The organism is Pseudomonas sp. C9-3 (assembly GCF_032392015.1).
GTDB classification, from domain to species: domain Bacteria; phylum Pseudomonadota; class Gammaproteobacteria; order Pseudomonadales; family Pseudomonadaceae; genus Pseudomonas; species Pseudomonas nitroreducens.
The window spans coordinates 2,553,162-2,574,973 of record NZ_CP135919.1 but is presented as its reverse complement, the minus strand read 5'-3'; the positions used below and the strand labels follow the sequence as shown (position 1 = coordinate 2,574,973).

Annotated in this window: 15 protein-coding genes and 1 pseudogene; 10 read left to right on the top strand and 6 right to left on the bottom strand. The window is 66.2% G+C overall.

Annotated elements, in window-relative coordinates:
• Position 1: 1 nt before the first annotated feature.
• Positions 2 to 238, bottom strand: a pseudogene (locus tag RS899_RS11525) (hypothetical protein); the annotation flags it as partial.
• A gap of 379 nt (positions 239 to 617) precedes the next feature.
• Between RS899_RS11525 and RS899_RS11520 the strand changes: the two are divergent.
• Positions 618 to 3,710, top strand: coding sequence for a Tn3 family transposase (locus RS899_RS11520; RefSeq protein WP_315809986.1), 3,093 nt, complete (start codon positions 618 to 620; stop codon positions 3,708 to 3,710).
• A gap of 159 nt (positions 3,711 to 3,869) precedes the next feature.
• Here the strand turns inward: RS899_RS11520 and RS899_RS11515 are convergent, their stop codons facing one another.
• The 5 genes from RS899_RS11515 to RS899_RS11495 form a co-directional block, all read right to left on the bottom strand.
• Positions 3,870 to 5,171 carry an ESPR domain-containing protein gene (locus RS899_RS11515; RefSeq protein WP_315809985.1) on the bottom strand — a complete coding sequence of 434 codons (1,302 nt, stop codon included), beginning with the start codon at positions 5,169 to 5,171 and terminating at the stop codon, positions 3,870 to 3,872.
• Positions 5,172 to 5,216: 45 nt separating this feature from the next.
• Positions 5,217 to 6,047 (bottom strand): hypothetical protein, encoded by an 831-nt coding sequence (locus tag RS899_RS11510; RefSeq protein WP_315809984.1) that lies wholly within the window; start codon positions 6,045 to 6,047, stop codon positions 5,217 to 5,219.
• Positions 6,048 to 6,151: 104 nt separating this feature from the next.
• On the bottom strand, positions 6,152 to 7,756 hold the full coding sequence (locus RS899_RS11505; protein WP_315809983.1) for a response regulator: 1,605 nt from the start codon (positions 7,754 to 7,756) through the stop codon (positions 6,152 to 6,154).
• A 446-nt stretch (positions 7,757 to 8,202) separates the two neighbouring features.
• A complete protein-coding gene (locus RS899_RS11500) occupies positions 8,203 to 8,574 on the bottom strand; it encodes a low affinity iron permease family protein (RefSeq protein ID WP_054906859.1) in 372 nt (123 codons plus the stop codon).
• A gap of 361 nt (positions 8,575 to 8,935) precedes the next feature.
• Positions 8,936 to 9,373 (bottom strand): PRC-barrel domain-containing protein, encoded by a 438-nt coding sequence (locus tag RS899_RS11495; protein ID WP_315809982.1) that lies wholly within the window; start codon positions 9,371 to 9,373, stop codon positions 8,936 to 8,938.
• Between the two features lie 453 nt (positions 9,374 to 9,826).
• On the opposite strand from RS899_RS11495, the gene RS899_RS11490 reads away from it, so the two are divergent.
• From RS899_RS11490 to RS899_RS11450, 9 genes are all read left to right on the top strand, one after another.
• Positions 9,827 to 10,846, top strand: a complete 1,020-nt coding sequence (locus tag RS899_RS11490; RefSeq protein ID WP_315809981.1) for an acyl-CoA dehydrogenase family protein — start codon at positions 9,827 to 9,829, stop codon at positions 10,844 to 10,846.
• Positions 10,843 to 11,589, top strand: a complete 747-nt coding sequence (locus RS899_RS11485) for a PIG-L family deacetylase (RefSeq protein WP_315809980.1) — start codon at positions 10,843 to 10,845, stop codon at positions 11,587 to 11,589. Before RS899_RS11490 ends, RS899_RS11485 begins: the two co-directional genes overlap by 4 nt.
• Positions 11,586 to 12,176 (top strand): methyltransferase domain-containing protein, encoded by a 591-nt coding sequence (locus RS899_RS11480; RefSeq protein WP_315809979.1) that lies wholly within the window; start codon positions 11,586 to 11,588, stop codon positions 12,174 to 12,176. The genes RS899_RS11485 and RS899_RS11480 overlap by 4 nt, the downstream gene beginning before the upstream one ends.
• Positions 12,173 to 12,826, top strand: coding sequence for a glycosyltransferase (locus tag RS899_RS11475; protein ID WP_315809978.1), 654 nt, complete (start codon positions 12,173 to 12,175; stop codon positions 12,824 to 12,826). Before RS899_RS11480 ends, RS899_RS11475 begins: the two co-directional genes overlap by 4 nt.
• 473 nt (positions 12,827 to 13,299) lie before the next feature.
• Positions 13,300 to 14,826: a glycogen synthase GlgA gene (glgA, locus tag RS899_RS11470; protein WP_315809977.1), complete on the top strand. Its 1,527-nt coding sequence runs from the start codon at positions 13,300 to 13,302 to the stop codon at positions 14,824 to 14,826.
• Positions 14,823 to 16,586, top strand: a complete 1,764-nt coding sequence (treZ, locus tag RS899_RS11465; protein ID WP_315809976.1) for a malto-oligosyltrehalose trehalohydrolase — start codon at positions 14,823 to 14,825, stop codon at positions 16,584 to 16,586. The genes glgA and treZ overlap by 4 nt, the downstream gene beginning before the upstream one ends.
• Positions 16,583 to 18,625, top strand: a complete 2,043-nt coding sequence (gene malQ / locus RS899_RS11460) for a 4-alpha-glucanotransferase (RefSeq protein WP_315809975.1) — start codon at positions 16,583 to 16,585, stop codon at positions 18,623 to 18,625. Before treZ ends, malQ begins: the two co-directional genes overlap by 4 nt.
• The gene (gene treY / locus RS899_RS11455; protein WP_315809974.1) at positions 18,618 to 21,344 is read left to right on the top strand and encodes a malto-oligosyltrehalose synthase; all 2,727 of its coding nucleotides are present in this window, start codon (positions 18,618 to 18,620) and stop codon (positions 21,342 to 21,344) included. Before malQ ends, treY begins: the two co-directional genes overlap by 8 nt.
• Positions 21,341 to 21,808, top strand: a complete 468-nt coding sequence (locus RS899_RS11450; protein ID WP_315809973.1) for a DUF2934 domain-containing protein — start codon at positions 21,341 to 21,343, stop codon at positions 21,806 to 21,808. Before treY ends, RS899_RS11450 begins: the two co-directional genes overlap by 4 nt.
• Positions 21,809 to 21,812: the final 4 nt, after the last annotated feature.

The window sequence follows — 21,812 nt, the reverse complement described above, 5'->3', positions numbered from 1 at the left end:
GTCAGACCTCCGCGCTTTCAAGAGCCGAAGGCTCTTCGCTGAATTCCAGGGCGATACCGTCATCAGCGCTGTAGCCGAGGGTGACGGCTTTGGCTTTGCGCTGGTTGGCTTGGCGCTGCAGCAGTTGCTGGCTGAGCACTGGCAGGATTTGCTGGTTGAGCAGACTGTCGATGTTGCGGGCGCCGCTGTCGGGGAGCAGGCAGGCGTCGATCAGGGCTTGGCCGCAAGAGTGATTAAGGCGAGGAAATAGGTGAATAGACTGGACCATGGGGCAATCCTTGCTCAGGCGTTCGAAATAGGATTCGTCTGGAACTCACGAAAACCAGCAATCTAGACAGCTCAGGTAGCTTGCCGAGGTCAGATAATTGCCATCTGACCCAGTTTCTTCAATATCAAAATTTGATTGAGGGAATATTTGGAAAACGTCTTACGAGAAACCCCATGAAGGCTCATAGGAAGATGAATGTTTTCATCTTGCATGGTGCCAATTCTCCATGCGGAGATTCGATTGTGGCTCAGGAGCGGTCTCCGAAGCGTCGGAGCAGCACGCCACGGCACAATCCATCCATGTACCTACGCGATCACGCATTCACCGCGCCGTATGCAAGGAGACTTGAATGTCGTCGGCCCGTGATCACCGCCTGGCCATTCTCTCCCGCGAAGAAATCGACGAGCTGTACGGTCTACCGCAGTTCACCGACGACGACCGGCACACCTACTTCGACCTGAGCCCGCCCGAACAGGCTGCGATCGAGGTGCGCGCCGCATCCACCGGAGTTTTCCTCGCGCTTGAACTGGGCTATTTCAAGGCCAAGCGCCAGTTCTTCGCCTTCGAGCTCCACAGCGTCGCCGACGACGTGTGCTACCTGTTGGCCCGATACTTCCCCGGCAAAACCGAGGCGAGTGTTCGAAATCTACCGTCCCGTCCCACTCGGGCACTCATTCGGCAAACTGTACTGGCGCTGCTGGGCTACAGCCCTTGGGACGCCTCGGCTCTGCAGCTTCTGGAAGAGCGGGCGCGGCGCATGGCCATGCGCTCGACCCAGCCGCTCTATCTCCTGCGTGAAATCCTGCAGTGCATCGAGCAAGAGCGGTTCGAGGTGCCGCGCTATTCGACGCTGCAGGATTTGGTGGGGCGGGTGGTGACGCACGAGCGCAACCGTGTGGCCGAACTGCTCGACCAAGCGCTGACGCCAACCGTTTCCCAGTCGCTCGATGCTCTGCTGCAGGCTGACGAGTCGATGTACCGCATCAGCGCCCTCAAACGTGAGCCCAAGGACTTCAGCTACAAGGAGCTGAAGCGCGAGGTCGAACGCCGGCAGGATTTCCAGCCGCTGCACGATTTCGCCCAGAGCTTTTTGGTCAGCGCGGGTTTGTCCGTCGAGAGCGGCAAATACTATGCCTCGCTGGTCATGTTCTACACCGTCTACAAGCTGCAGCGCATGCCCAAGGGCGCAACCCGACTGTACCTGCTGTGCTTCGCCTACCACCGGTTCCGGCAGATCAACGACCACCTGGTCGAGGCGTTCATCCATTTGGTCGGTCACTACGAGAAGCAGGCCAAGCTGGCCGCCGAAGAGGCGATGGAACAGGCATTCGCAGACGCCAGCGAGAGTCTGAAGGCGGCTGGCGAGGTATTGCATCTGTTCATCGACGGATCGATCACCAACGACCGCCCCTTCGCCGAGGTCCAAGCGAAGGCTTTCGCCCTGCTGGAGCCCGAACGCTTTCCGGCAGTGACCGACTACCTACGCAACATCGTATTCGACAAGGCCGCGTACCAGTGGGCGTACTACACGACGCTGTCGCACCGGATCAAGCTCAACCTGCGCCACCTGTTCTGCGAGCTCGACTTCGCCGGACGGGTAGAGGATGCCCCGCTGATGGAGGCGATGTCGTTTCTGCAGGGACTGTTGCGCGAGGGCAAATCGCCCGCACAGGTCGCGCCGGAGCGCTTTCCCAAAGAGGTCATCCCCCAGAACCTGCGCCGCTACCTATTCACCCCAGACCCGCTGGGACTGCAGTCGGCGAAACGCCTGGCCGTCGAGCGTTACGAGTTTTTGGTCTACAAACTGCTGCGCAATGCTCTGGAGGCCGGCAATCTGTTCGTGCGCGACAGCAACGAGTTCCGCCGTTTCGAGGACGATTTGATCAGTGACGCCCGCTGGGAGCAGCGTGAGGCGATCCTGCACGACATCGGTGCGCCCTTGCTGTTGGCCCCGATCGAGGAGACGCTGCAGACTTTCCGAGAGGCGCTGGATACGCGCTTTGCCGAAGTCAACCGACGCATCCAGGAGTATGCCAACCGGCACATCCAGCTCACCGGAAGGGCCGACAAGAAGCGCTGGAAGCTGATCTACCCAAGCGCGGAGGAGCCGACCAACAGCCCGTTCTACAGCCAGTTGCCCGGTATCGGCATTGCCCAGTTGCTGTGGTTCGTCGCCCGCCGAGCACAGTTTCTCGGGGCGTTCACCCACGTCCTCGACCGCTACGTCAAACATCCGCCCGACCACCGCGAGATTCTCGCTTGCGTGGTGGCGCTGGGGACCAACATGGGCCTGGGTAAGATGGCGGAGGTGTCCGGCCTGAGTTTCGCTTCCCTGCACGGTTGCGCCCGCAACTACCTGCGCCCAGAGACGCTGCGCGCTGCCAACGATGCGATCAGCAACGCCACCGCGCAGTTGTCGGCGTTTCACCTGTTCGACATCCGCGACGAACTCCATTCCAGCAGCGACGGGCAGCGCATCGAGACCCAGATCGACACGTTCAATGCTCGGCACTCACCCAAGTATTTCGGTCTGCGCAAGGGCGTCAGCGCCTGCACCCTGGTGGCCAACCATGTGCCGATCAACGCCCGCATCATCGGAACGCACGAGCACGAGAGCCACTACGTGTTCGATCTGCTGTACAACAACACCTCCGACATCAAGCCGGAGCGCCACTCGACCGACACCCACGGCACGAATCAGGTCAACTTCTGGATTTTGCGGGCCTTCGGATACGGCTTCGCACCGCGCTACCGCGATCTGCACAAGAAGACGCAGACACTGGTTGCCTTCGGCCACCCGAGCCGCTACGCCGAGGGCTTGATCCAACCCTCGCGCAAGGTCTACGACGACCTGATCTTGCAGGAATGGCCCAACATCCTGCGCATCATGGCTTCACTGGCGCAGAAGGACGTAACGCAGGCCACCATCGTGCGCAAGCTCAGCAGTTATACGCGCCAGAATCAGACGAAGAAGGCGCTGTGGGAACTCGACAACATCTGCCGCACCTTGTACATCCTCGACTTCATCGACGACGTGGACCTGCGGCAGGCGGTACAGAAGGCGCTGAATCGTGGTGAGGCTTATCACCGGTTCCGCAAGGCTGTGGCCTACGTCAACAGCGGCAAGCTGCGCGTTCAGAGCGAGGCGGAGCAGCAACTGTGGAACGAGTGCTCGCGCCTGATCGCCAATGCGATCATCTTCTACAACACAGTATTGTTATCGAAGATCTACGACCAAAAACAGGCGCTCCACGACGAGGCTGCGATCGAGATCCTGCGGGGCACCTCGCCGGTGGCCTGGCAGCACGTCAACCTCTTTGGCAGTATCGAGTTCAATGATCTGGGCGATCCGGTTGACATTGACGCGTTGGCTGCCCGCTATGCCGATCCGGAATTCTGGAGCCAGGCGCTCCAGGAACTTCAGGCGGGGCCGCTAGCGTGAAGTTGCCTCAGCCAAGGTCGAAAGGAGCAGATGAAGGATGGCAGCCGCGTTGGATCAGTACGACCGCTTTGGTTAGGGAAGCTTGTCAGGAACTCAAAAGAAACCCTTAAAATTCAATGAAGTGCAGAATCTTTTAACATTATCGGGCGTTGGGCGAACTTAGCCATTGATGATTTTCTGGTTTCCGGCGTCGATACCGACGGTGGTGACGCTCGGCCCGCCGATGATGGTCAGGCCGTCGTTGCTGATCGTGGTGTTGCCAGTGGTCACCGAATCGAACTGCGGGTTGTCGGCCATCTGCAGTTGCAGGTGGCCGTTGGCATCCACCTCGGTCTTCAGGTTGGCGCCCGAGTAGGAACCTGCAGTAGTGGCCGCGCCTTCGATAATGAAGCTGTCACCCAGCTTCTTGTCGACCGCGCCGGAATTGCCGACGAAGGTGATCGGGGTGTTGGCCAGCTCGCTCAACTGCGAGACGTTGACCGCGTCGCTGTCGTTCACCCCGTTGGCCACGTTGGTGATGGTCGTACCGCCGGTGTGCGTGCTGTTGTCGTAGGTATCACCGCCGAGGGTGATGCTGTTGTGGGTGCTGTTGTCGTACATCACGGCATCGGCAGTCGCACTACCGACCACGCCCTTGAGCTGTGCCACGTTGACCGCATCGCTGTCGCGGGTGCCGGCTGCCAGGCTGGTGATCTGACGGAACTTGCCGGTAGCCGCATCGCCGACGGATATCGCACCCAGGGTGCTGGTGGTGGCGCCGATCGCGTCGGCCTGCTCCCGGCTGGCACCGCCGGGGACATAGCCGGGGGCGCCGGCCGACGTGCCCGCTACCGAGCCTGAGCCGAGTGCTACGCCATCCTGGGCCAGCGCCTGGGCGGCTGTCCCGAGCGCCATTGCGTTCTGCTTGCTGGCCACGGCGTTGTTGCCGATCGCGACGGAATCCACGGCGACCGCCTGGGTGCCGGTGGCGGCGCCGGCTGCATCAGTACCGACATTGCCGATGGCCAGGGAGTTTGTCCCGTCGATCTTGTTGTTGAGACCGATGCGGCCACCGTTCACGTACAGCTCATTACCCAGCGTCAGCGAGTTGGTCCCGTCGCTCTGGGTGCCGGTGCCGTAGAAGAGAACCCGGCCGGTTTGGCTCGACTTGTCACCGGCCTTGCAGTTGCTGTTGTTACCGTCGTACTTCCAGCCCTGATCACCGCTCACACCCGTATCGTGGACGAACACGCAGCCTGAGTCGGTGCTGTCGTTGACGTAGATGCCGGCGTTTCCGGCAATGCCTTTTTCATAGGTCGAGCCGCCGGCGGCAAGGGCGTCGCCGAGGAAAATACTGCCGAGGGCGCCCAGGCCGAGGACCGCCAGCGCGCGGCCGCCCTTGCCCGACTGCCGGGCGAATTCACAGGCCACACACCAGCAATGCTGGGTCTTGGACCAGACGAGACGATAGATCCTGTTCACGAGGGGACTCCTTCCAGGGGATTGCCCTGGCATGGGTAGGGAAAATCAGCGAGAAGACAGTTGCAGGGCCCGGCTGGACTGGATCAGCAGCTGGCGCTCCATGGCCGCGGGGCGTGATTGCGCCAGGGCGAGCTGGTACAGGCGCAGGGCGGCCTGGTGGTCCTGGCGGACGTAGTCGAGGTAGGCGCCGGCGAACAGCCCGGCTTCGGTACGCAGGTCGCGCTTGACCGTCTCGGGGGCCTGCAGCGCGTCGATCTCGGCGAGCACTGCCGAGCTGTCGGTCTTGCCCTGGTAGAGGGCGACAAGGGCGCGCTGCTGGGCGGTGACGGGCTTGATGCCACGGGCGATTTTCTGCACCCGGGCCCTGGCAGCGTCAGGTTTGAGTCCGGCATCGCTGGCACCCCGTGCGCCGAGCCAGAGGCTCCACAGGCCGGCGTAGGCTTGCACCTGGGGGTTGGGCGAGCGCTTCTGGAGAGCGGCAAATGCGCTGCGGGCCAGGTCGAAACGCGCCAGAGCGGTCAGGTTTACCGCCGACGGAACCGCAATGACGGCCTCCTGGTCACTGCCCTTGAGGGCGTCGTAGAACTGCCGGGCGCGTATGTGACGGCCGTTGGCGTCTTCCAGAAAGGCCTGCTCGGCCAGCGCTCGAGTACCGCCCTGCCCTTTGGCGCCGGCTTCGCGGAGCAACGCCTGGGCGGCACCGAGGTCGCCTTCGAGCAACTGTTGATGGGCAAGCATCACCAGCGGCTGCGCCGGTTTTTGAGGCGCTGTCGCAGGGGCGGCCAGCGCAGAGCCGGCCGCCATCAGCAGGGCAATGGCGAGCGTCGAGAATGCGCCTGGACGGCGCGGGGAAATGGTTACAGAGGTGGGAATCATGCTGGCAACTCCGGAGAAGTGATCGGGTTGCGCACATGCTAGGAAGGCGGGGCTCGGAGCGAACTCAGAGTCCTTCAGGCAGCACCATCAGAGTTCTTCGATAGTCACTCCAGGCTGGCCAGGAGTAGTTCGAGTTCGAGGAGGACGGTCACCTCCTCATCTTCGCACTCATAGCTGAAACGCCCCTTGAGGTGCTCAGCCAGGCGCTCGGCGTGGCAACGGTCGATGACGCTCTGCGGTGCCCTCCGGCCGCGGATTTTCAGCTGAGCGCCAATCCGCCCGTATTCCTGCGGGGAGATGTCCAGGCGCAGGGTGACGGGTGCGTCGCTGTCCGCTTGGAACAGCGCCAGGGCGCTCGTCATCCATTCCGCGAAGACGCGCACGTCCAGCCAGACCCGGTCGATATCGACGTTGGGCGCGCCGAAAAGGCTCGCCGGTTGCCCGGTCAGGCCGCGCCCGATCAAGGCGCGCAGCCCGCAGGATTCCGGTGCGGACGGCACCTGACCATCCTCCAGGTCGCAGATACGCCGCAGGCGCGCCAGTCGCGCGGTCAGATCGGCAAGGCCCGGCGTAGCCGGATGCAGCCCGAGGCTGGCCAACCGCTCGGCAAGTTCGCTGAGCGATGACATGTAGAACTCGGTCCGCTGCCTCAACCGCGCCTCGGCGCCGAGCGCCCGGTCGCGCAACTCGATCAGGTGGTCCTCGCTGGAGGTGATGTCCTGCAACCCCCCGAGCATCCCGGCTGGCTGGCCGCTGGAGTCGCGGTAAGGCACCATCCAGTAGTGCAGCACGCGCGGCGCGCCGAATATCTCCACCCGGTTGGTCACGGCGATGGGTACACCATCGTTGACCAGCCGCCGAAAGGACTCGGGAATCGTCTTGCGCAGGGCGGGCGGAAACCAGCGCGCATCGGCAAGTCCCGAATTCAGCGCCTCTTCCGCAGTAAGCCGGTAGTAGTCGAGAAAACGCTGGTTGCAGAACAGCAAGCGGCCCTCGATGGTGCGCACGAACATCGGGTTGGGCGCAGCATCCACCAGACCGCGCAACATGCCCAGCTCCGGCGGCAAGGCCGCCGCTGACAGGGCGCCGGCGTTGCTCTCCTGCCCCGCCAGCAGGCCATTGCGGCGTGCGATTTCGGCCAGCTCCACGTTGGAACCCACATGCAGCTTCTCGAGAAGGTGGCCCTTGTAGGTGCTGACCGTCTTGAAGCTGATCCGCAACTGCTCGGCAATGCTCAGGTTGGAGTGGCCCTCGGCGATCAGTTGCAGTACTGCCAACTCGCGGGGCGTGAGGTTCGCCAGTTCACCCCCACTCCCCGGCTGCATGTATTCCCTCGCGAAATGCGCACGGCCGGACAGCACATCGACAATGGCCTTGCGCAGTTCCTTGAGGTCCTCGTCCTTGCTGACAAAGCCGCTGGCGCCGGCCTGGAAGCACAGCGGCGCAAAGTGCCCGGGATTCTGCCGGCTGTAGACCAGCAGCTTCTGCGCAGGGTCCCGCGCGCGTAGCCGGCGCAGCAGGTCCAGCCCGCCCGCACCGGGCAGCGCCATCTCGAGAATGACCAGGTCCGGATGCGTCTCGCGGGCGAGCGACAGTGCCGAGGGGACGTCGACAGCCTCGTCGACGGCTCCGTGCCCCATGTCTTCCAGCAGGTCACGCAAAGCGCTGCGCACTATGGGTGTCGGGTCCACGAGAAGCACGGTGACCATTCCCTATCCTCCTTCCGGACGCTTTCGCCGTGCGATGAGCATAGGCGAGCCTGGCGCCAGGCCCGGCGGGAACACGCATGGGGTCATGGAAACGGCACGTCTCCACCCAGGAAGATGACTGCGCCCCGGTGCTGCCGCGCTTGGCAGCACTGATGTTCAGCCTGCGCAGCGATCGCTGAGAAAGCTGCGACCGCAAGGAACTCCTTCAGTCAGTTGCCCCAGAAATCGTCCTGCATCGCCGGGCGACTGGGCGAGCTGGTCAGTGCGCACCTGAAGACCTTGAGCGACTTTCCGCCCGCACAGCCTGCCCGCGCGCTCGACTGCGCCACCCTGGTCAGGGAGACGTTGCAGGCTCGGAAGAAAGCCAGGTGAGCGGGCAGCGATTATCGCTCCGAACAGGCCTGGCCAGTCGGTGGTTTGCTGTCCTGCGGTTGTCAGGGAACGGCTCAAGGGCTGGCCGGCCCATGCTGGTCTTCTTTTTCCTCACGCTCGGCGACCTTTTGTGGCGAGCCATCCTGCGCATTCTCCTCACCCATTTCCTCATAGGTCTTGCGCAGCTTCTGCAGTTCCTCGCTGCCCATGTCGTCCAGCCCCATCAGCACGCGGTGGGCGTGGTGGGTGGTACGCAGCAACTCGTCGATCTTGATGTGCAGTGCGTCGGTGTCGCGGTTCTGGGTGCTCTGGATAAGGAAAACCATGAGGAAGGTGATGATGGTGGTCGAGGTATTGATGACCAGCTGCCACGTATCGTTGAAGTGAAAGAACGGCCCGCTGAGTGCCCAGGCCACCAGCAGTACGCAGGCCAGGGCGAAGGTCAGTGGGCGGCCGGCCCATTGCGAAAGGGACTGGGCAAAGCGTGAAAAGCCCGCCCCGCCCTTCTTCCCTGTTGCTGGTTGCGTGGGGTCGTGCGAAGGGGGAGTTGCTTTCCGTTGATCCGCCGCTGAGGGGGCGCCCCGCTGGGGCTGAGAGTGGACTGGCGAATCACCGCGCGATCCTGGTCCGATCATGGCATGCACTCCGCTGAAGTGGGGCCTGCCCGGTAGAGACGTGGCAGCCCGGGGAGTTCAGAAAACTGCTCTGAGCCCGCACTGCCAGTGGTGTAGCGATTGGTATTGAAGCCCTGCGCTGCCATTGTTCCCGGCCGATGCGAAACACCGCGCATCGGCCAGGCGACAAACGTCAGAAACGCGGGTCGTCGGTGGGTTTGGTGCCGTAATAGTCGTGGATCTGCTGGCTCCAGGTCGGGTCCTGCATGTCCGGCCAGTCATGTTTATCGAACCCTGGCGCACTGGACAGGCGTTCCTTGTCGACGTCCAGGACGAAGCGCTTGTTGACGGTGTCCAGGCGCAGCGCGCTCCAGGGCACCGCAAAGAGTTTCTCGCCCATGCCGAGGAACCCGCCGTAGGACAGCACCGCATAGGCGACACGGCCACTCTGCGTATCCAGCATGATCTCCTTGATGTCGCCCAGGTCTTCGTCGCGGGTGTTGTAGACATCGTTGCCGATCAGGGTGTCGGCGCCCATCAGGCGCGGACCCGGCCCACGATTGGAGTCGGCCTCGACGGCGACGGGGCGATTCTTGTACATGCCATAGGTATCGCGATCTTCGTAGTTCATGAAGGGCTCCTGGCCATTGGCCACGGAAGGCTGGAACAGCTTCGCACCGGGGCGGTCGATTCTGCTCCAGGTGCGCACGGAACGGTTTGGGCCGTGCGCATCCAGCGCGGGACCGGGTGCAAGCCCGGCTCCGGCAGCTTCGGGTGAAGTGCCAGACTGGTCCAGCAAGTTCCACGCCCGGTTTGACCCTGAACGAAGGAGGACGCGGTAGAGCGGCTGGGCCAGGAATTGATCGCACGGTGCAATCAGCAGAACGCCCGATCCACCCTTGCGGCCTGTGCAAAACACCCGAGCGGTACGGCGAGCGGAACGGATTGCTGGGTGCCTTCGGCAGCCATCGCTATCCCGGCTGCGCACCGCCGAATTGGCCGCAAGGCACAGGACAATTCGGTTTGAACCGCAAACCGCAACGCAAGGTCGGCATGGCATAGAGGCTCCGAAAGGGGGAATGCCATGAAACACGACCGCTCGCACGCCCTGTCTCATCTGCTGCGCGACTTCGAACTGCCGCAGGAGGCTTCGCAGCAATTGCCCTTTATCGGCGCCGCGCTGCGCCAGTTGATCGACGATGGTCTGGACCGTCTGCCCTTGCCCGCCAGCGGCGCAACCCTGCAGCGCTGGCAGGCCCTGGCGGCCGTGGCAGGCAGCGATCTGTCCCTGCTCAAGCTCTACGAGGGCCACACCGATGCCCTGGCCATCCTGGCAGAGCTGGACAGCGAGCCCCTGGGCGGAATCTGGGCCGTCTGGGCGGCCGACCCGCCAAGCCCTTGTGTCGAAGTGGTGGCTCGCGAAGCGGGCCATGTACGCATCAGCGGGAGCAAACCCTGGTGTTCCGGCGCGGCCGTGGTGGATCACGCACTGGTCACGGTGAAGGATGAACAGCAGCGTTCCCAACTGGTCGCCGTTTCCCTCGCCCAACCCGGCGCAAGCGTTGGAAACGGCGGTTGGAATGCCGTGGGAATGGCAGCCACCGGCAGTGTGGCGGTGGCCTTCGACCAGGCGCTGGCCCGCTGTGTCGGCGGCCCGCAGGAGTATCTGGAGCGGCCTGGCTTCTGGCATGGCGGCGCGGGCATCGCCGCTTGCTGGTATGGCGCCGCGGGTCGACTGGCGGATTATCTTCGCCAGGGCCATAGCGATGACCCTCACGCCATGGCGCACCTGGGAGCCGTCGATGCAGCCCTCGCCGGGGCCGCCGGTGCTCTTCGCGAATGCGCCGCATGGATCGACGAGAACCCCGCCGCCCCTGCGGAGCTGGCCGCTCGCCGGGTTCGTGCCCAGGTCGAAGGGGCTGTCGAGGCCGTGCAATGGCATGTCGGCCGGGCACTCGGGGCAACGCCGTTCTGCCGCGACCGACGCTTCGCACGCTTGGCCGCAGACCTGCCGGTCTTCCTCCGGCAGAGCCACGGAGAGCGCGACCTGGCGCACCTGGGCATGCACCTGAAACGTCTCGAAATCGAGTCGTGGGCGCTATGAGCCAGGCCCAGAACCTCATAGCCGGTACCCGCGGCACGCCATCTTCGGTGTGGCGGGCCTGCATCCAGCTCGATCGCCTGCCGCGCCTCCGTTGCGAAGAACTGGTGCCGCCGGGGCGCCGGCTGGTCGTCGTCGCTCCGCATCCGGACGATGAAGTGCTCGGCTGCGGAGGGCTCCTTGCCAGCCTGGCGCGACAAGGCTGCGCGGGCCTGCTGGTTTCCGTGACGGACGGCGAAGCCAGCCATCGCGGTTCTTCACAGTGGACAGCAGACACGCTGAGGCAGACACGAATCGCCGAAAGCCGCAGCGCCCTCGCCCGCCTCGGCATCGATCTCGGCGAATGGCAATGGCGACGCTTGCGGTTGCCCGACGGCGGCGTCGCGGCGGCAGAGCTTCGCGACCAGTTGCGCGCCTTGCTGCGCCCCGGCGATCGACTGGTCAGCACCTGGCGAGAGGATGGCCATTGCGATCATGAGCAGGTCGGGCTCGCCTGCGCGCAATTGGCCGCAGAGTGTGGCGCGCGGCATTTCGAGACTCCGATCTGGGCGTGGCACTGGGCCTTTCCCGGTGATCCGCGCCTGCCCTGGAGCCGTGCACGACGCCTGGACCTGGATGACGATGCCCTGCAGCGCAAGCGTCAGGCGCTCGAAGCCCACGCCAGCCAGTTGCAAGGTAGCGCGCCGATCCTCAGTGCCCAGTTGCTGGAAACCCTGCTGCAGCCCTTCGAGGTGTACTTCCTGTGAACGACGAGACTCCGGACCTGCCGGCCGAGTATTTCGACCGGATGTACCGGGATGACCCGGACCCCTGGTCGTTCCGTACCTCCTGGTACGAGAAGCGCAAGCGCGACCTGCTCCTCGCCTGCCTCCCCCGCCTGCGCTTTCGCAGCGGCTACGAACCAGCCTGCGCCAATGGCGAAACCAGTGCCGAGCTGGCCCGGCGGGTCGAACAGCTGCTGTGCGCCGATTACAGCGCGGAGGCTGTCGCACTGGCCCGCCAGCGACTTGCTGCACTGAGCAATGTGCGGGTGCTGCGGCAAGCATTGCCCGAGCAATGGCCGCAGGCGAAGTTCGAGCTCATCGTGCTCGGCGAGCTGGGCTATTACCTTGGCGCGCAAGCCTGGCAGCGGACTTGCCGGAAAGCGGCGGCGAGCCTGGCGGAAGGAGGCGTACTGCTGGCCTGTCACTGGCGACACCCGATCGAAGGCTGCACGCTGACCGGCGATGAGGTCCATGAGGCGATCACCCTGGCGATGGGCTTTGCGCCCAGCGTGCAGCATCTGGAGGCTGACTTCCGCCTGGAACTCTGGTTCAGCGAGGCCCCCGGATGATTGGCATCCTCGTACCGGCGCACAACGAGGCCGTGCTGCTGGGAGCCTGCCTGCGCTCTCTGCAGCAGGCGGCCTTGCATCCCGGCCTGGACGGCGAGCCGGTCTGCATCCTCGCGGTGCTGGATGCCTGCTCCGACGATAGCGACTCCGTCGCCGCCTCGCTGGGCGTCGCCGTGCTGCAGGTCCACGCGCGCAATGTCGGTCATGCGCGCAGGGCCGGTGCCGCCTGGCTGCTCGCCCAGGGCGCACGCTGGCTCGCCTGCACCGATGCCGACACCTGCGTCAGCGATGACTGGCTGGTTCGCCAGCTGGCCTTCGGCGCCGAGGCCGTCTGCGGCACGGTGCAGGTATCGGACTGGTCGGGCCACGACGAACAGGTGCGCCTTCGCCATGAAGAGCATTACCAGTGCCGCGAGGACCATCGCCACATCCACGGAGCCAACCTCGGCATCTGCGCCCGGGCTTATCAGCGGGCCGGGGGATTCCGTCCCCTGCCCTGCAACGAGGATGTCTGCCTGGTTCGTGACCTGGAGCGAAGCGGCGCACGGATCGTCTGGACCCACCAGACCTGCGTCACCACCAGCGCCCGCCTCGATTACCGGGCCACCGGCGGCTTCGGCGAGTTCCTTGCCAACCTGGCGGCACCCTGAGCAGGCGAGCTCAACTGCTGCCCTTCGATCAGGGCAAACACAACCCACTCCGTGAAGCGCAGCGGCAAGGCGTATTGCAACCGGCTGCACGCCCGATCGTGCATTCTGCTGGTCGCACATCGCCAGCCGCCGGTGCGTTTTTTCTTTGCCTTCAGACACTTGATTCCAGGCCAGGGACTGGTACGGACCCTGCTTGCAGCTTTATCGGGGCTTTCTTTCCGGCTGCGCCTTTTCCCCCTGCCTGAGTGACCACAGCAACGAGCAGCTCCGGAACCATCCCGGACCTGGGTTCGCTGCCTGGCGTCTGTCTGCAGGGAACCAGCAAAAGGCCGCGGCCGACCACCGAGCCTGTTGGCGGAAAGACGAAACTTCGCCCTTCGCGCCCCTGTCACCCGAAGGACGGCACCACCCACGGAGACCCGCAGGGCCGGCAGGTAAAGCCACGCCCCCGCTGACACAGAGAGGAACGAACGATGCGCAACCAGCTGGCCGATGTGCGTCTGGAAGACGCCACACTCAACCTCACCGCGGTACCCTCGGCCGATGGTGCGCCGCCGCAGCGACGCAAACGGATTCTCTTCGTCTCCTCTGAATTTTCAGACTTCGTCAAGGCCGGCGGCCTGGGCGATGTCTCCTCTGCCCTGCCCCGGGCCCTGCTGGGCGACCACGATATCCGCGTGCTGATTCCCGGCTACCCACAGGTGCTCAAGGGCGCCGTGGCGTGCAAGATGGTTGGCCGCCTGCCCGGCCTTGCAGCATTGCCCGCCTGTGATATCGGCGAACTCAAGCTCGCCGATGGGTTGGTGGTGTACGCGGTGATCTGCCCGGAACTCTACGACCGCCCCGGCACCCCCTATGTGGACCAGAACGGCCATGAATGGGCCGACAACCATATTCGTTTTGCGCGGCTGAGCCTCGCCGCCGCCGACCTGGCCGCCGGCATGAGCGAGCTGGGCTGGAGGCCGGACCTGCTGCACGTGAACGACTGGCCCACGGCCCTGGCTCCGGCCTACATGGCCTGGCGTGGACAGACGACACCCAGCGTACTGACCATCCACAACCTCGGTTACCAGGGCGCCTGCCCGCTGGGCTGCTGCGCCGAACTGGGCCTGCCGGAAGCGGCCGGCCTGCCGGAGAGCATGGAATTCTACGGCAAGCTGTCCTTCCTCAAGGCCGGCATCAGCCACTCCAGCCACATCACCACGGTCAGCGAAACCTATGCCCGCGAGATCACCGGAGAAGAGTTCGGCTGCGGCATGCAGGGGGTGCTCTCCCAGCGCCGCGACCGTGGCCAGCTCAGCGGCATTACCCACGGCATCGACGCCGGCTGGGACCCGTCCTGCGACCCGCACCTGATCGAGGGCTTCGATGTCACCCGGCTGGCCGGCAAGCGCCGCAACGCCGAGTACGTCGAGAAGCACTTCGGCCTGCTGCCCGGCCGCGGCCCGCTATTCGCTGTTGTGTCGCGGCTGGTGCACCAGAAAGGCATCGACCTGACTCTGGCGATTGCCGACGAGATGGTCGCCGCTGGTGGGCGGCTGGTGTCCATCGGCTGCGGCGAACCGGAGCTGGAACTGGCCATGCGCGAACTGGCGGAGCGCTATCCCGGTCGGGTCGGCGTGCAGATCGCCTTCGACGAAACCCTGGCCCGGCGCATCTATGCCGCCAGCGACTTCCTGCTCATGCCCTCGCGTTACGAGCCCTGCGGCCTCAGCCAGATGTATGCCCAGCGCTTCGGCTCGCTGCCGATCGCACGGCACACCGGCGGCCTGGCCGACACCATCGTCGATGGCGTCACCGGCCTGCTGTTCCGCGAAGAGACCCCGGCCAGCTACTACGACGCCGTGCGCCGTGCGCTGAATATCTACCGCTATCCGGAATTGATGCACGCCATGCGCTGCAAGGCCATGGAGTCGCCGCTGACCTGGGACGACGCCGTTCGCCCCTACACCGCCCTCTACCAGCGCCTGCTGCACGCGCCCGCGCAGGCCGTACGATGACGCCACGGCATGGAGCGCAGGTCCTGCCCGGCGGCAAGGTGAGGTTCGCGCTGTGGGCCCCGGATGCGCAGCGGGTGGAAGTCGAACTGGGCGGCGGCCGCCTGTATCCGCTGGAGGCAGCGCAGGACGGTTGGTTCAGCGCCGAGCTGGCGGCTGTGGCCGGGCAGACCTATCGCTACCGCATCGACCATGAGCTGAGCGTGGCGGACCCGGCCTCCCGCGACCAGGCCGGCGGCGTCGAGGGCGAAAGCCGCGTAGTCGACCCCACCGCATTCCGCTGGCGGCACCCGCAATGGCGCGGCCGGCCCTGGCATGAAACGGTGCTTTACGAAACCCACGTCGGCCTGTTCGATGGCTACGCCGCGCTCCAGGGGCGGCTGGCGGCACTGGCAGAACTGGGCGTCACCGCCATCGAACTGATGCCGCTGAATGCCTTTCCCGGTCGGCGCAACTGGGGCTACGACGGCGTGCTGCCCTACGCGCCCTCCTGCGCCTATGGCGATCCGGACCGTTTGCGCCAGTTCATCGACGAGGCGCACGGCCTCGGGCTGATGGTCTTCGTCGACGTGGTCTACAACCACTTCGGCCCGCAGGGCAATTACCTGGGGCGCTACGCCAGCGCCTTCTTCCGCCGCGACCAGCAGACGCCCTGGGGCCCGGCCATCGACTTCCGCGATCCGGCGGTGCGCGAGTTCTTCATCGGCAACGCCGAGATGTGGGTGCGTGAATACCGCGTCGACGGCCTGCGCCTGGATGCCGTGCACGCCATTGCCGACAAGGACTTCCTCCGCGATCTCGCTACCCGTGCCCGCCACGCCGCCGAAGGCCGCGAACTGCACCTGGTGCTGGAGAACGAACACAACGAGGCAAGCCTGCTGCGCCGCAGCACTGAGGCAAACAACGACGGCTTCGACGCGCAATGGAACGACGACCTGCACCATTGCCTGCACGTGCTGCTCACCGGCGAGAATGAAGGCTACTACGCCGACTTTGCCCACGACCCCATCGGCCGCCTGTGCCGCTGCCTGAGCGAAGGCTTCGCCTTCCAGGGCGAGACCGACTACCGAGGCATCGCCCGTGGCGAACCCAGCGGTGCGCTGCCGCCGCAGGCGTTCGTGGCCTTCATCCAGAACCATGACCAGGTCGGCAACCGCGCCCTGGGCGAGCGCCTGACCTGCCTGGCGCACACCGACCCGCTGCGCGCCGCCACCGCGCTGGTGCTGCTCAGCCCGATGATCCCGATGCTGTTCATGGGCGAGGAATGGGGCGAGAGGCAGCCCTTCCTGTTCTTCACCGACTACCAGGGCGACCTCGCCCGCGCCGTCACCGAGGGCCGCCGCGAAGAGTTCAAGCGCTTCAGCCGGTTCGCCTCGCCCGGCGCCGCGGCCTGGATTCCCGACCCCAACGACTACCAGACCTTCGTCACCTCGCGCCCGCGCCCGGACCAGGGTGACGACGCCTGGCGCGAGCACTACCGGCAATTGCTGCAGGTACGCCAGCGCTGGCTGGTGCCACAGCTGCCCGGCAGCCGCGCGCTGCAGGCGAAGCCACTGGGCGAGCGCGCCCTGAGCGCGCGCTGGCAATTGGGCGACGGCAGCCAGTGGCGCCTGGACCTCAACCTGGGAACGGACGACGTCGCCGTCGAGCCGCCCGCCGAAAGCGCCCAGTTGCTGTTCTGCTGCGGGCAGAGTGCGGCGCATTACCGTCATGGCTGGCTCGGCGCGGCGTCGCTGGTCGCCAGCCTGGAGGCGCGCCGATGAGCGATGCACAGCTGGAGCGTCTGGCGGCTGAAGCCGGGCTGATGATCGACTGGGTCGACGCCGATAATCGTCCCCAGCGGCTCAGCACCGACGTGCAGCGCAGTGTGCTGCAGGCCCTGGGCTTCGCGGCGCAGAGCCCGGAGCAGATCCGCCAGAGCCTGAACGAACTGGAGCAGCGCCGCGCGCAGGTGCCGCCGCTGCTGACCGCCGACTGCGGGCGGCCGGTCAGCGTGCCGGTCGCGCCAGGCACCCGTTACAAGCTGTTCAACGAGGACGACAGCGGCCACAGCGAAGGTCATGTCGACGAGCACGGGCAGATTCCAGCCCTCGAACACTGCGGCTACTACCCGCTGCACCTGGGCCCGCATGAGCTGATCCTCGCCGTGGCGCCGCCGCGCTGCCCTTCGGTTGCGCAGTTTTGCGGCGGCCGTCGGCACGTCTGGGGCCTGGCGGCACAGCTGTACTCGCTGCGCAGCGAGGCGGACGGCGGTGCCGGCGACCTCCGCGCACTCGCCCAGCTGGTTCGTGCTGCCGCCGGGCAAGGCGCCGACGCCGTGGCGATCAGCCCGGTGCACGCAATGTTCCCTGCGGCGCGGGAAATCTACAGCCCCTACTCGCCCTCCAGCCGACTGCTGTTCAACGAACTCTATGCCGCTCCCGCCCTGGTGCTGGGCGACGAGCCGGTACGCCAGGCATTCGTTGCCGCCGGCCTGGAGGCCGAGCGGGAGCGCCTGGAACACTTGCCGCTGATCGACTGGCAGGCCGTCGCCCGCCTGCGCGATCGCTTGCTGGCACAGCTCTATGGGCAGTTCCAGCAGCACAGCGGCGCCCTGCAGGAGGACTTTCTCGCCTTCCGCAACCAGGGTGGCGCCGAGCTGCTTCAGCACTGCTGCTTCCAGGTCCTGCAGTTGCGTCGCGTCGCGGCCGGCGATGGGCTCGACTGGCGCTCCTGGCCTGAGCCCTACCGCCATGCGGCAAGCGCCGAGGTCGGCCGCTTCATGGTCGAGGCGGAACAGGCGATCAGCCAGCAGGCCTTCGGCCAATGGCTGGTCGCCCGCGGCCTGCAGCAGGTGCAGCGACAGGCGCGCGAGGCCGGCATGGGCATCGGCCTGATCGCCGACCTCGCGGTAGGCGCCGAACCTTCCGGCAGCCAGGCCTGGATGCGCCAGGACGAACTGCTCACCGGCGTCAGCGTCGGCTGCCCGCCGGATATCCTCAATCGCAGCGGGCAGAACTGGGGGATCTGCGCCTTTTCCCCGGACGGCCTGCGGCGCAACGGTTACCGCGCCTTCATCGAGATGTTGCGGGCCAACCTGCGCTACGTCGGTGGCCTGCGTATCGACCATATCCTCGGCCTGCGCCGACTCTGGATGATCCCGGCGGGAGCCGCGCCGCAGGACGGCGCCTACCTGGACTACCCCATCCAGGACCTGCTGCGGCTGGTCTGCCTCGAAGCACAGCGGGCCCGCGCCATCATCATCGGCGAGGACCTCGGCACGGTACCGCCGGGGCTGCGCGAAGCGCTGGCCGAACGGGGCATCCTGGGCATGCGCGTGCTGCTGTTCGAGCAGCAGCACGGCCACTTCATCGCTCCGCGCCACTGGCCCGATGCTGCGCTGGCCACCAGCACCACCCACGACCTGCCGACCCTGGAGGGATGGCAGAGAGGTCGGGACATCGACTGGCGCGAACAGCTCGGCCAGCGCAGCCCCGAGAGTGCTGCCCAGGAGCGCAACAACCGCCAGTACGAAACCTTCGCCCTGCGTCGCGCCCTTGGCGAAAGCGCCATCCAGGCCGATGCACTGCTGGATGGCGCCATCGAGTTCCTCGGCCGCACACCGGCGCCCCTGGTGCTGCTGCCGTTGGAGGATGCACTGGGCTGCGTCGAGCAACCGAACCTGCCCGGGCCGGGCGACAGGCACCCGAACTGGCGGCGCCGCTTCGAGGAAAACGCCGCCCGGCTGCTTGATGCCCCACCGGTACGCGCCCGCCTGGAACGCCTGCGTCGGGCCCGCAACGAGGGCCGCGAGCATGAGTGAAATCCGCGCCACCCTGCGCCTGCAATTCAATCGCGAGTTCACCCTCGACGACGCCCTCCCCTGGCTGGGCTACTTCGCCCGCCTGGGGGTCAGCCACCTCTACGCCTCGCCCTTGCTGGCCGCGCAACCGGGCTCGATGCATGGCTACGACGCAGTGGACCCGAGCCGCATCAGCGATGAACTGGGCGGCGAGCCGGCGCTGCGGCGCCTGGTGGACGGCCTGCGGCAGCACGGCATGGGCCTGATCGTGGATACCGTGGCCAACCACATGCGTATCGGCGACGCCAATCCCTGGTGGCAGGACGTACTCGAATGGGGGCTGGACAGCCCTTACGCGCATTTCTTCGACATCCGCTGGCACAGCGACGACCCGCTGCTCGACCAGCAGGTGCTGTTGCCCTGCCTCGGCGAGGACTATGTCGATGAAGTGAGCGGCGGGCGCATCCGCCTGGATTACGACGCCGCCAGCGCGCGCTTCCTGCTGCGCTATGGCGAGCAGCGTTTCCCGGTCTGCCCCGCCAGCTACGGCATGATCCTCTGCCACACCGACAGCTTCGAGCTGCTGGCCCTGGCACCGCGTTTCGTCGAACTGCACCATCACCCCATGGCCCGCCACCTCGCCCAGGGCCTGTGCCGCCAGGCCGCCACCGCGCTGGCGGACAGCTCCCGGCTGGAGAATCTGCTGGCCTCCTATCGCGCCGACTGGCACAGCCTGCACCGGCTCATCGAGCAGCAGCACTATCGCCTGGCCAACTGGCGCGTGGCGGCGGACGACATCAACTGGCGGCGCTTCTTCGACATCAACGAACTGGTCGGCCTGCGCGCCGAACGCCCCGACGTCTTCGAGGCCAGCCACGCCTACCTGCTGAAACTGATGGCCGAAGGGCTGATCGATGGCCTGCGCATCGACCACGTGGATGGCCTCGCCGACCCGCGCGGCTATTGCCGGCGCCTGTGGCGCGCCACCCACGGCGCACCGGTCTTCGTGGAGAAGATCCTCGCCCCCGGCGAGACCCTGCCGGCGGACTGGAAGGTCCGGGGCAGCACCGGCTATGACTTCATGAATCAGCTTTCGCTGCTGCAGCACGACGCGCGCGGCGAGCCGGTGCTTCGCCATCTGTGGTTGGAGTTCAGCGGCCGCCAGGACGGCTTCGCCGAGGAAATCCGCCAGGCCCGCGAGCGCGTGCTGAACTCGCTGTTCGCCGGCGACGTCGAAGGCCTCGCCCTGCAGCTCTGGCAGATCGCCCGCTTCGAGCTGGCCAGCCGCGACATTCCGCTGGGTTCGATCAGGCGCGCGCTGTTCCAGCTGCTCGTCGCCTTCCCGGTCTACCGCACCTACACCCATGCCCTGGGCCGCTCGACGCAGGACCAGCGCTTCTTCTCCCAGGCCCTGGAGCAGGCCCGGCAGCAACTGGAACCGATGGACCAGCGCACCCTCGTCTGGCTCGACCGCATCCTGGGCGGCGAACCCCTGCGCGGCCTGCCGCCGGGACCATTGCGGCAGCTGCGCAAGCTGGCCCTGGACCGTTTCCAGCAGCTCACCCCGCCTATCGCCGCCAAGTCCCTGGAAGACACCGCCTGCTATCGCTCGGCGGCGGCGTTGGGGCGCAACGATGTCGGCTCCGACCCGCAGCAGATGGCGGGAGATGCTGCGGCTTTCCATCGGGCCTGCCAGGAGCGCCTGTGCGACTTTCCCAGCGCCCTGCTCGCCACCGCCACCCACGACCATAAGCGCGGCGAAGACTGCCGCGCCCGCCTGGCGGTGCTCACCGAGCGCGCTGAATGGTTCGCCGAGCAGGCCTGGAGCTGGTGGAAACTGGCCGCTCCACTGCGCCGGCAGACTGCCCGCGGCCCCGCGCCCAGTGGCGGCGACGAGCTGATTCTGTACCAGTGCCTGCTCGGCAGTTGGCCGCTGGAACTGGCCGCCGATGACGAAGCGGGCCTGCGCGATTACCACCAGCGCATCGAGCAGTGGCAGCTCAAGGCCATTCGCGAAGCCAAGCTGGACAGCGACTGGAGCTCGCCCAACGAAGCCTACGAGCGGGGCTGCAGCGAATTCCTCGAAGCGCTGCTGCTCGATGCGCCCGGCTTGCCGCTGCGCCAGGCCATCGCCAGGGCGGCGTCCAGCCTCATGCCCGCCGGCGCACTGAACGCCCTGGCGCAGTGCGTGTTGCGCAATACCGTGCCGGGTGTGCCCGACCTCTACCAGGGCTGCGAATTCTGGGACTTCAGCCTGGTCGACCCGGACAACCGGCGCATCCCCGACTTCCCGGCCCGCGAAGCGGCTCTGGATGGCACGCCGGACTGGCCCGCGCTGCTGCGCGACTGGCGCAATGGCCAGATCAAGCAGGCCCTGCTGGCCTGCGCCCTCGGTCTGCGCCAACGCTGGCCGACGCTGTTCGCTGCCGGCGACTACCTGCCGCTGGAAGTGCGCGGCGAATTTGCCGCCGAGGTGGTGGCCTTCGTTCGCAGCCATGCCGGCCAGCATCTGCTGGTGGTGGTACCGCGCTGCGCCGCCGCGTTGCTGGGCCCATCTCCCCTGCCCCTGGTCGATGCGCAAGGTTGGCGGGACACCCGCCTGCACCTGCCTTCTTCCCTGGCCGCCATCCGCTGGAGCGGGCTGGCCGGCCCCCTCGAACCGCACGACGGGGAGCCGCTGCTGGCCAAGCTGCTGGCCGAGGTCCCGGTCAACCTGCTGATATCCGGAGGTGAACGATGAAAATCGACGAGCGAAGAGTCCGGGAGCTGGCCCACCAGATCTGGGAGTCCGAAGGACGCCCCGACGGCCAGCACGAACGCCACTGGCGCATGGCCCTCAGCCTTGCCGCCGCCGAAGCGGGCAAGTCCGCCCCTGAAAGCGATGAGCCGGTGCAGCGGCGCTTCGAGGGCGAGCAGGAGCCGGAAAAGCCGGCAATCCTGCAGGAACCGCCACGACGCAAGGGCCGACTGCCCAAGGCAACCCCCGAAACCCCCGACGCACCGCAAACCTCCAGTGAAACCGTGGCACCGACGCCGCCGCCCGCCGAGCGCAGCTCGCCGCCCAAAGCCAGGCCGACCAGTAGCGCGCCGACCGTCACACCGACCGACAAGCAGCGCAAGAGCAAGCCCTCCGCGGCCGAGAAAGCAACGCCCAAACCCTCGGGCGTGCGGCCGCCGACATCGAAGCCATCCCAATCCGACTGATCCC

Bases quoted from the DNA above. Each gene is read 5' to 3' on its own strand.
- RS899_RS11520 (WP_315809986.1), top strand. From the start codon at position 618: ATGTCGTCGGCCCGTGATCACCGCCTGGCCATTCTCTCCCGCGAAGAA.
- RS899_RS11510 (WP_315809984.1), bottom strand. From the start codon at position 6,047: ATGATTCCCACCTCTGTAACCATTTCCCCGCGCCGTCCAGGCGCATTC.
- RS899_RS11505 (WP_315809983.1), bottom strand. From the start codon at position 7,756: ATGGTCACCGTGCTTCTCGTGGACCCGACACCCATAGTGCGCAGCGCT.
- RS899_RS11495 (WP_315809982.1), bottom strand. From the start codon at position 9,373: ATGAACTACGAAGATCGCGATACCTATGGCATGTACAAGAATCGCCCC.
- RS899_RS11490 (WP_315809981.1), top strand. From the start codon at position 9,827: ATGAAACACGACCGCTCGCACGCCCTGTCTCATCTGCTGCGCGACTTC.
- RS899_RS11485 (WP_315809980.1), top strand. From the start codon at position 10,843: ATGAGCCAGGCCCAGAACCTCATAGCCGGTACCCGCGGCACGCCATCT.
- RS899_RS11475 (WP_315809978.1), top strand. From the start codon at position 12,173: ATGATTGGCATCCTCGTACCGGCGCACAACGAGGCCGTGCTGCTGGGA.
- glgA (WP_315809977.1), top strand. From the start codon at position 13,300: ATGCGCAACCAGCTGGCCGATGTGCGTCTGGAAGACGCCACACTCAAC.
- treZ (WP_315809976.1), top strand. From the start codon at position 14,823: ATGACGCCACGGCATGGAGCGCAGGTCCTGCCCGGCGGCAAGGTGAGG.
- malQ (WP_315809975.1), top strand. From the start codon at position 16,583: ATGAGCGATGCACAGCTGGAGCGTCTGGCGGCTGAAGCCGGGCTGATG.
- treY (WP_315809974.1), top strand. From the start codon at position 18,618: ATGAGTGAAATCCGCGCCACCCTGCGCCTGCAATTCAATCGCGAGTTC.
- RS899_RS11450 (WP_315809973.1), top strand. From the start codon at position 21,341: ATGAAAATCGACGAGCGAAGAGTCCGGGAGCTGGCCCACCAGATCTGG.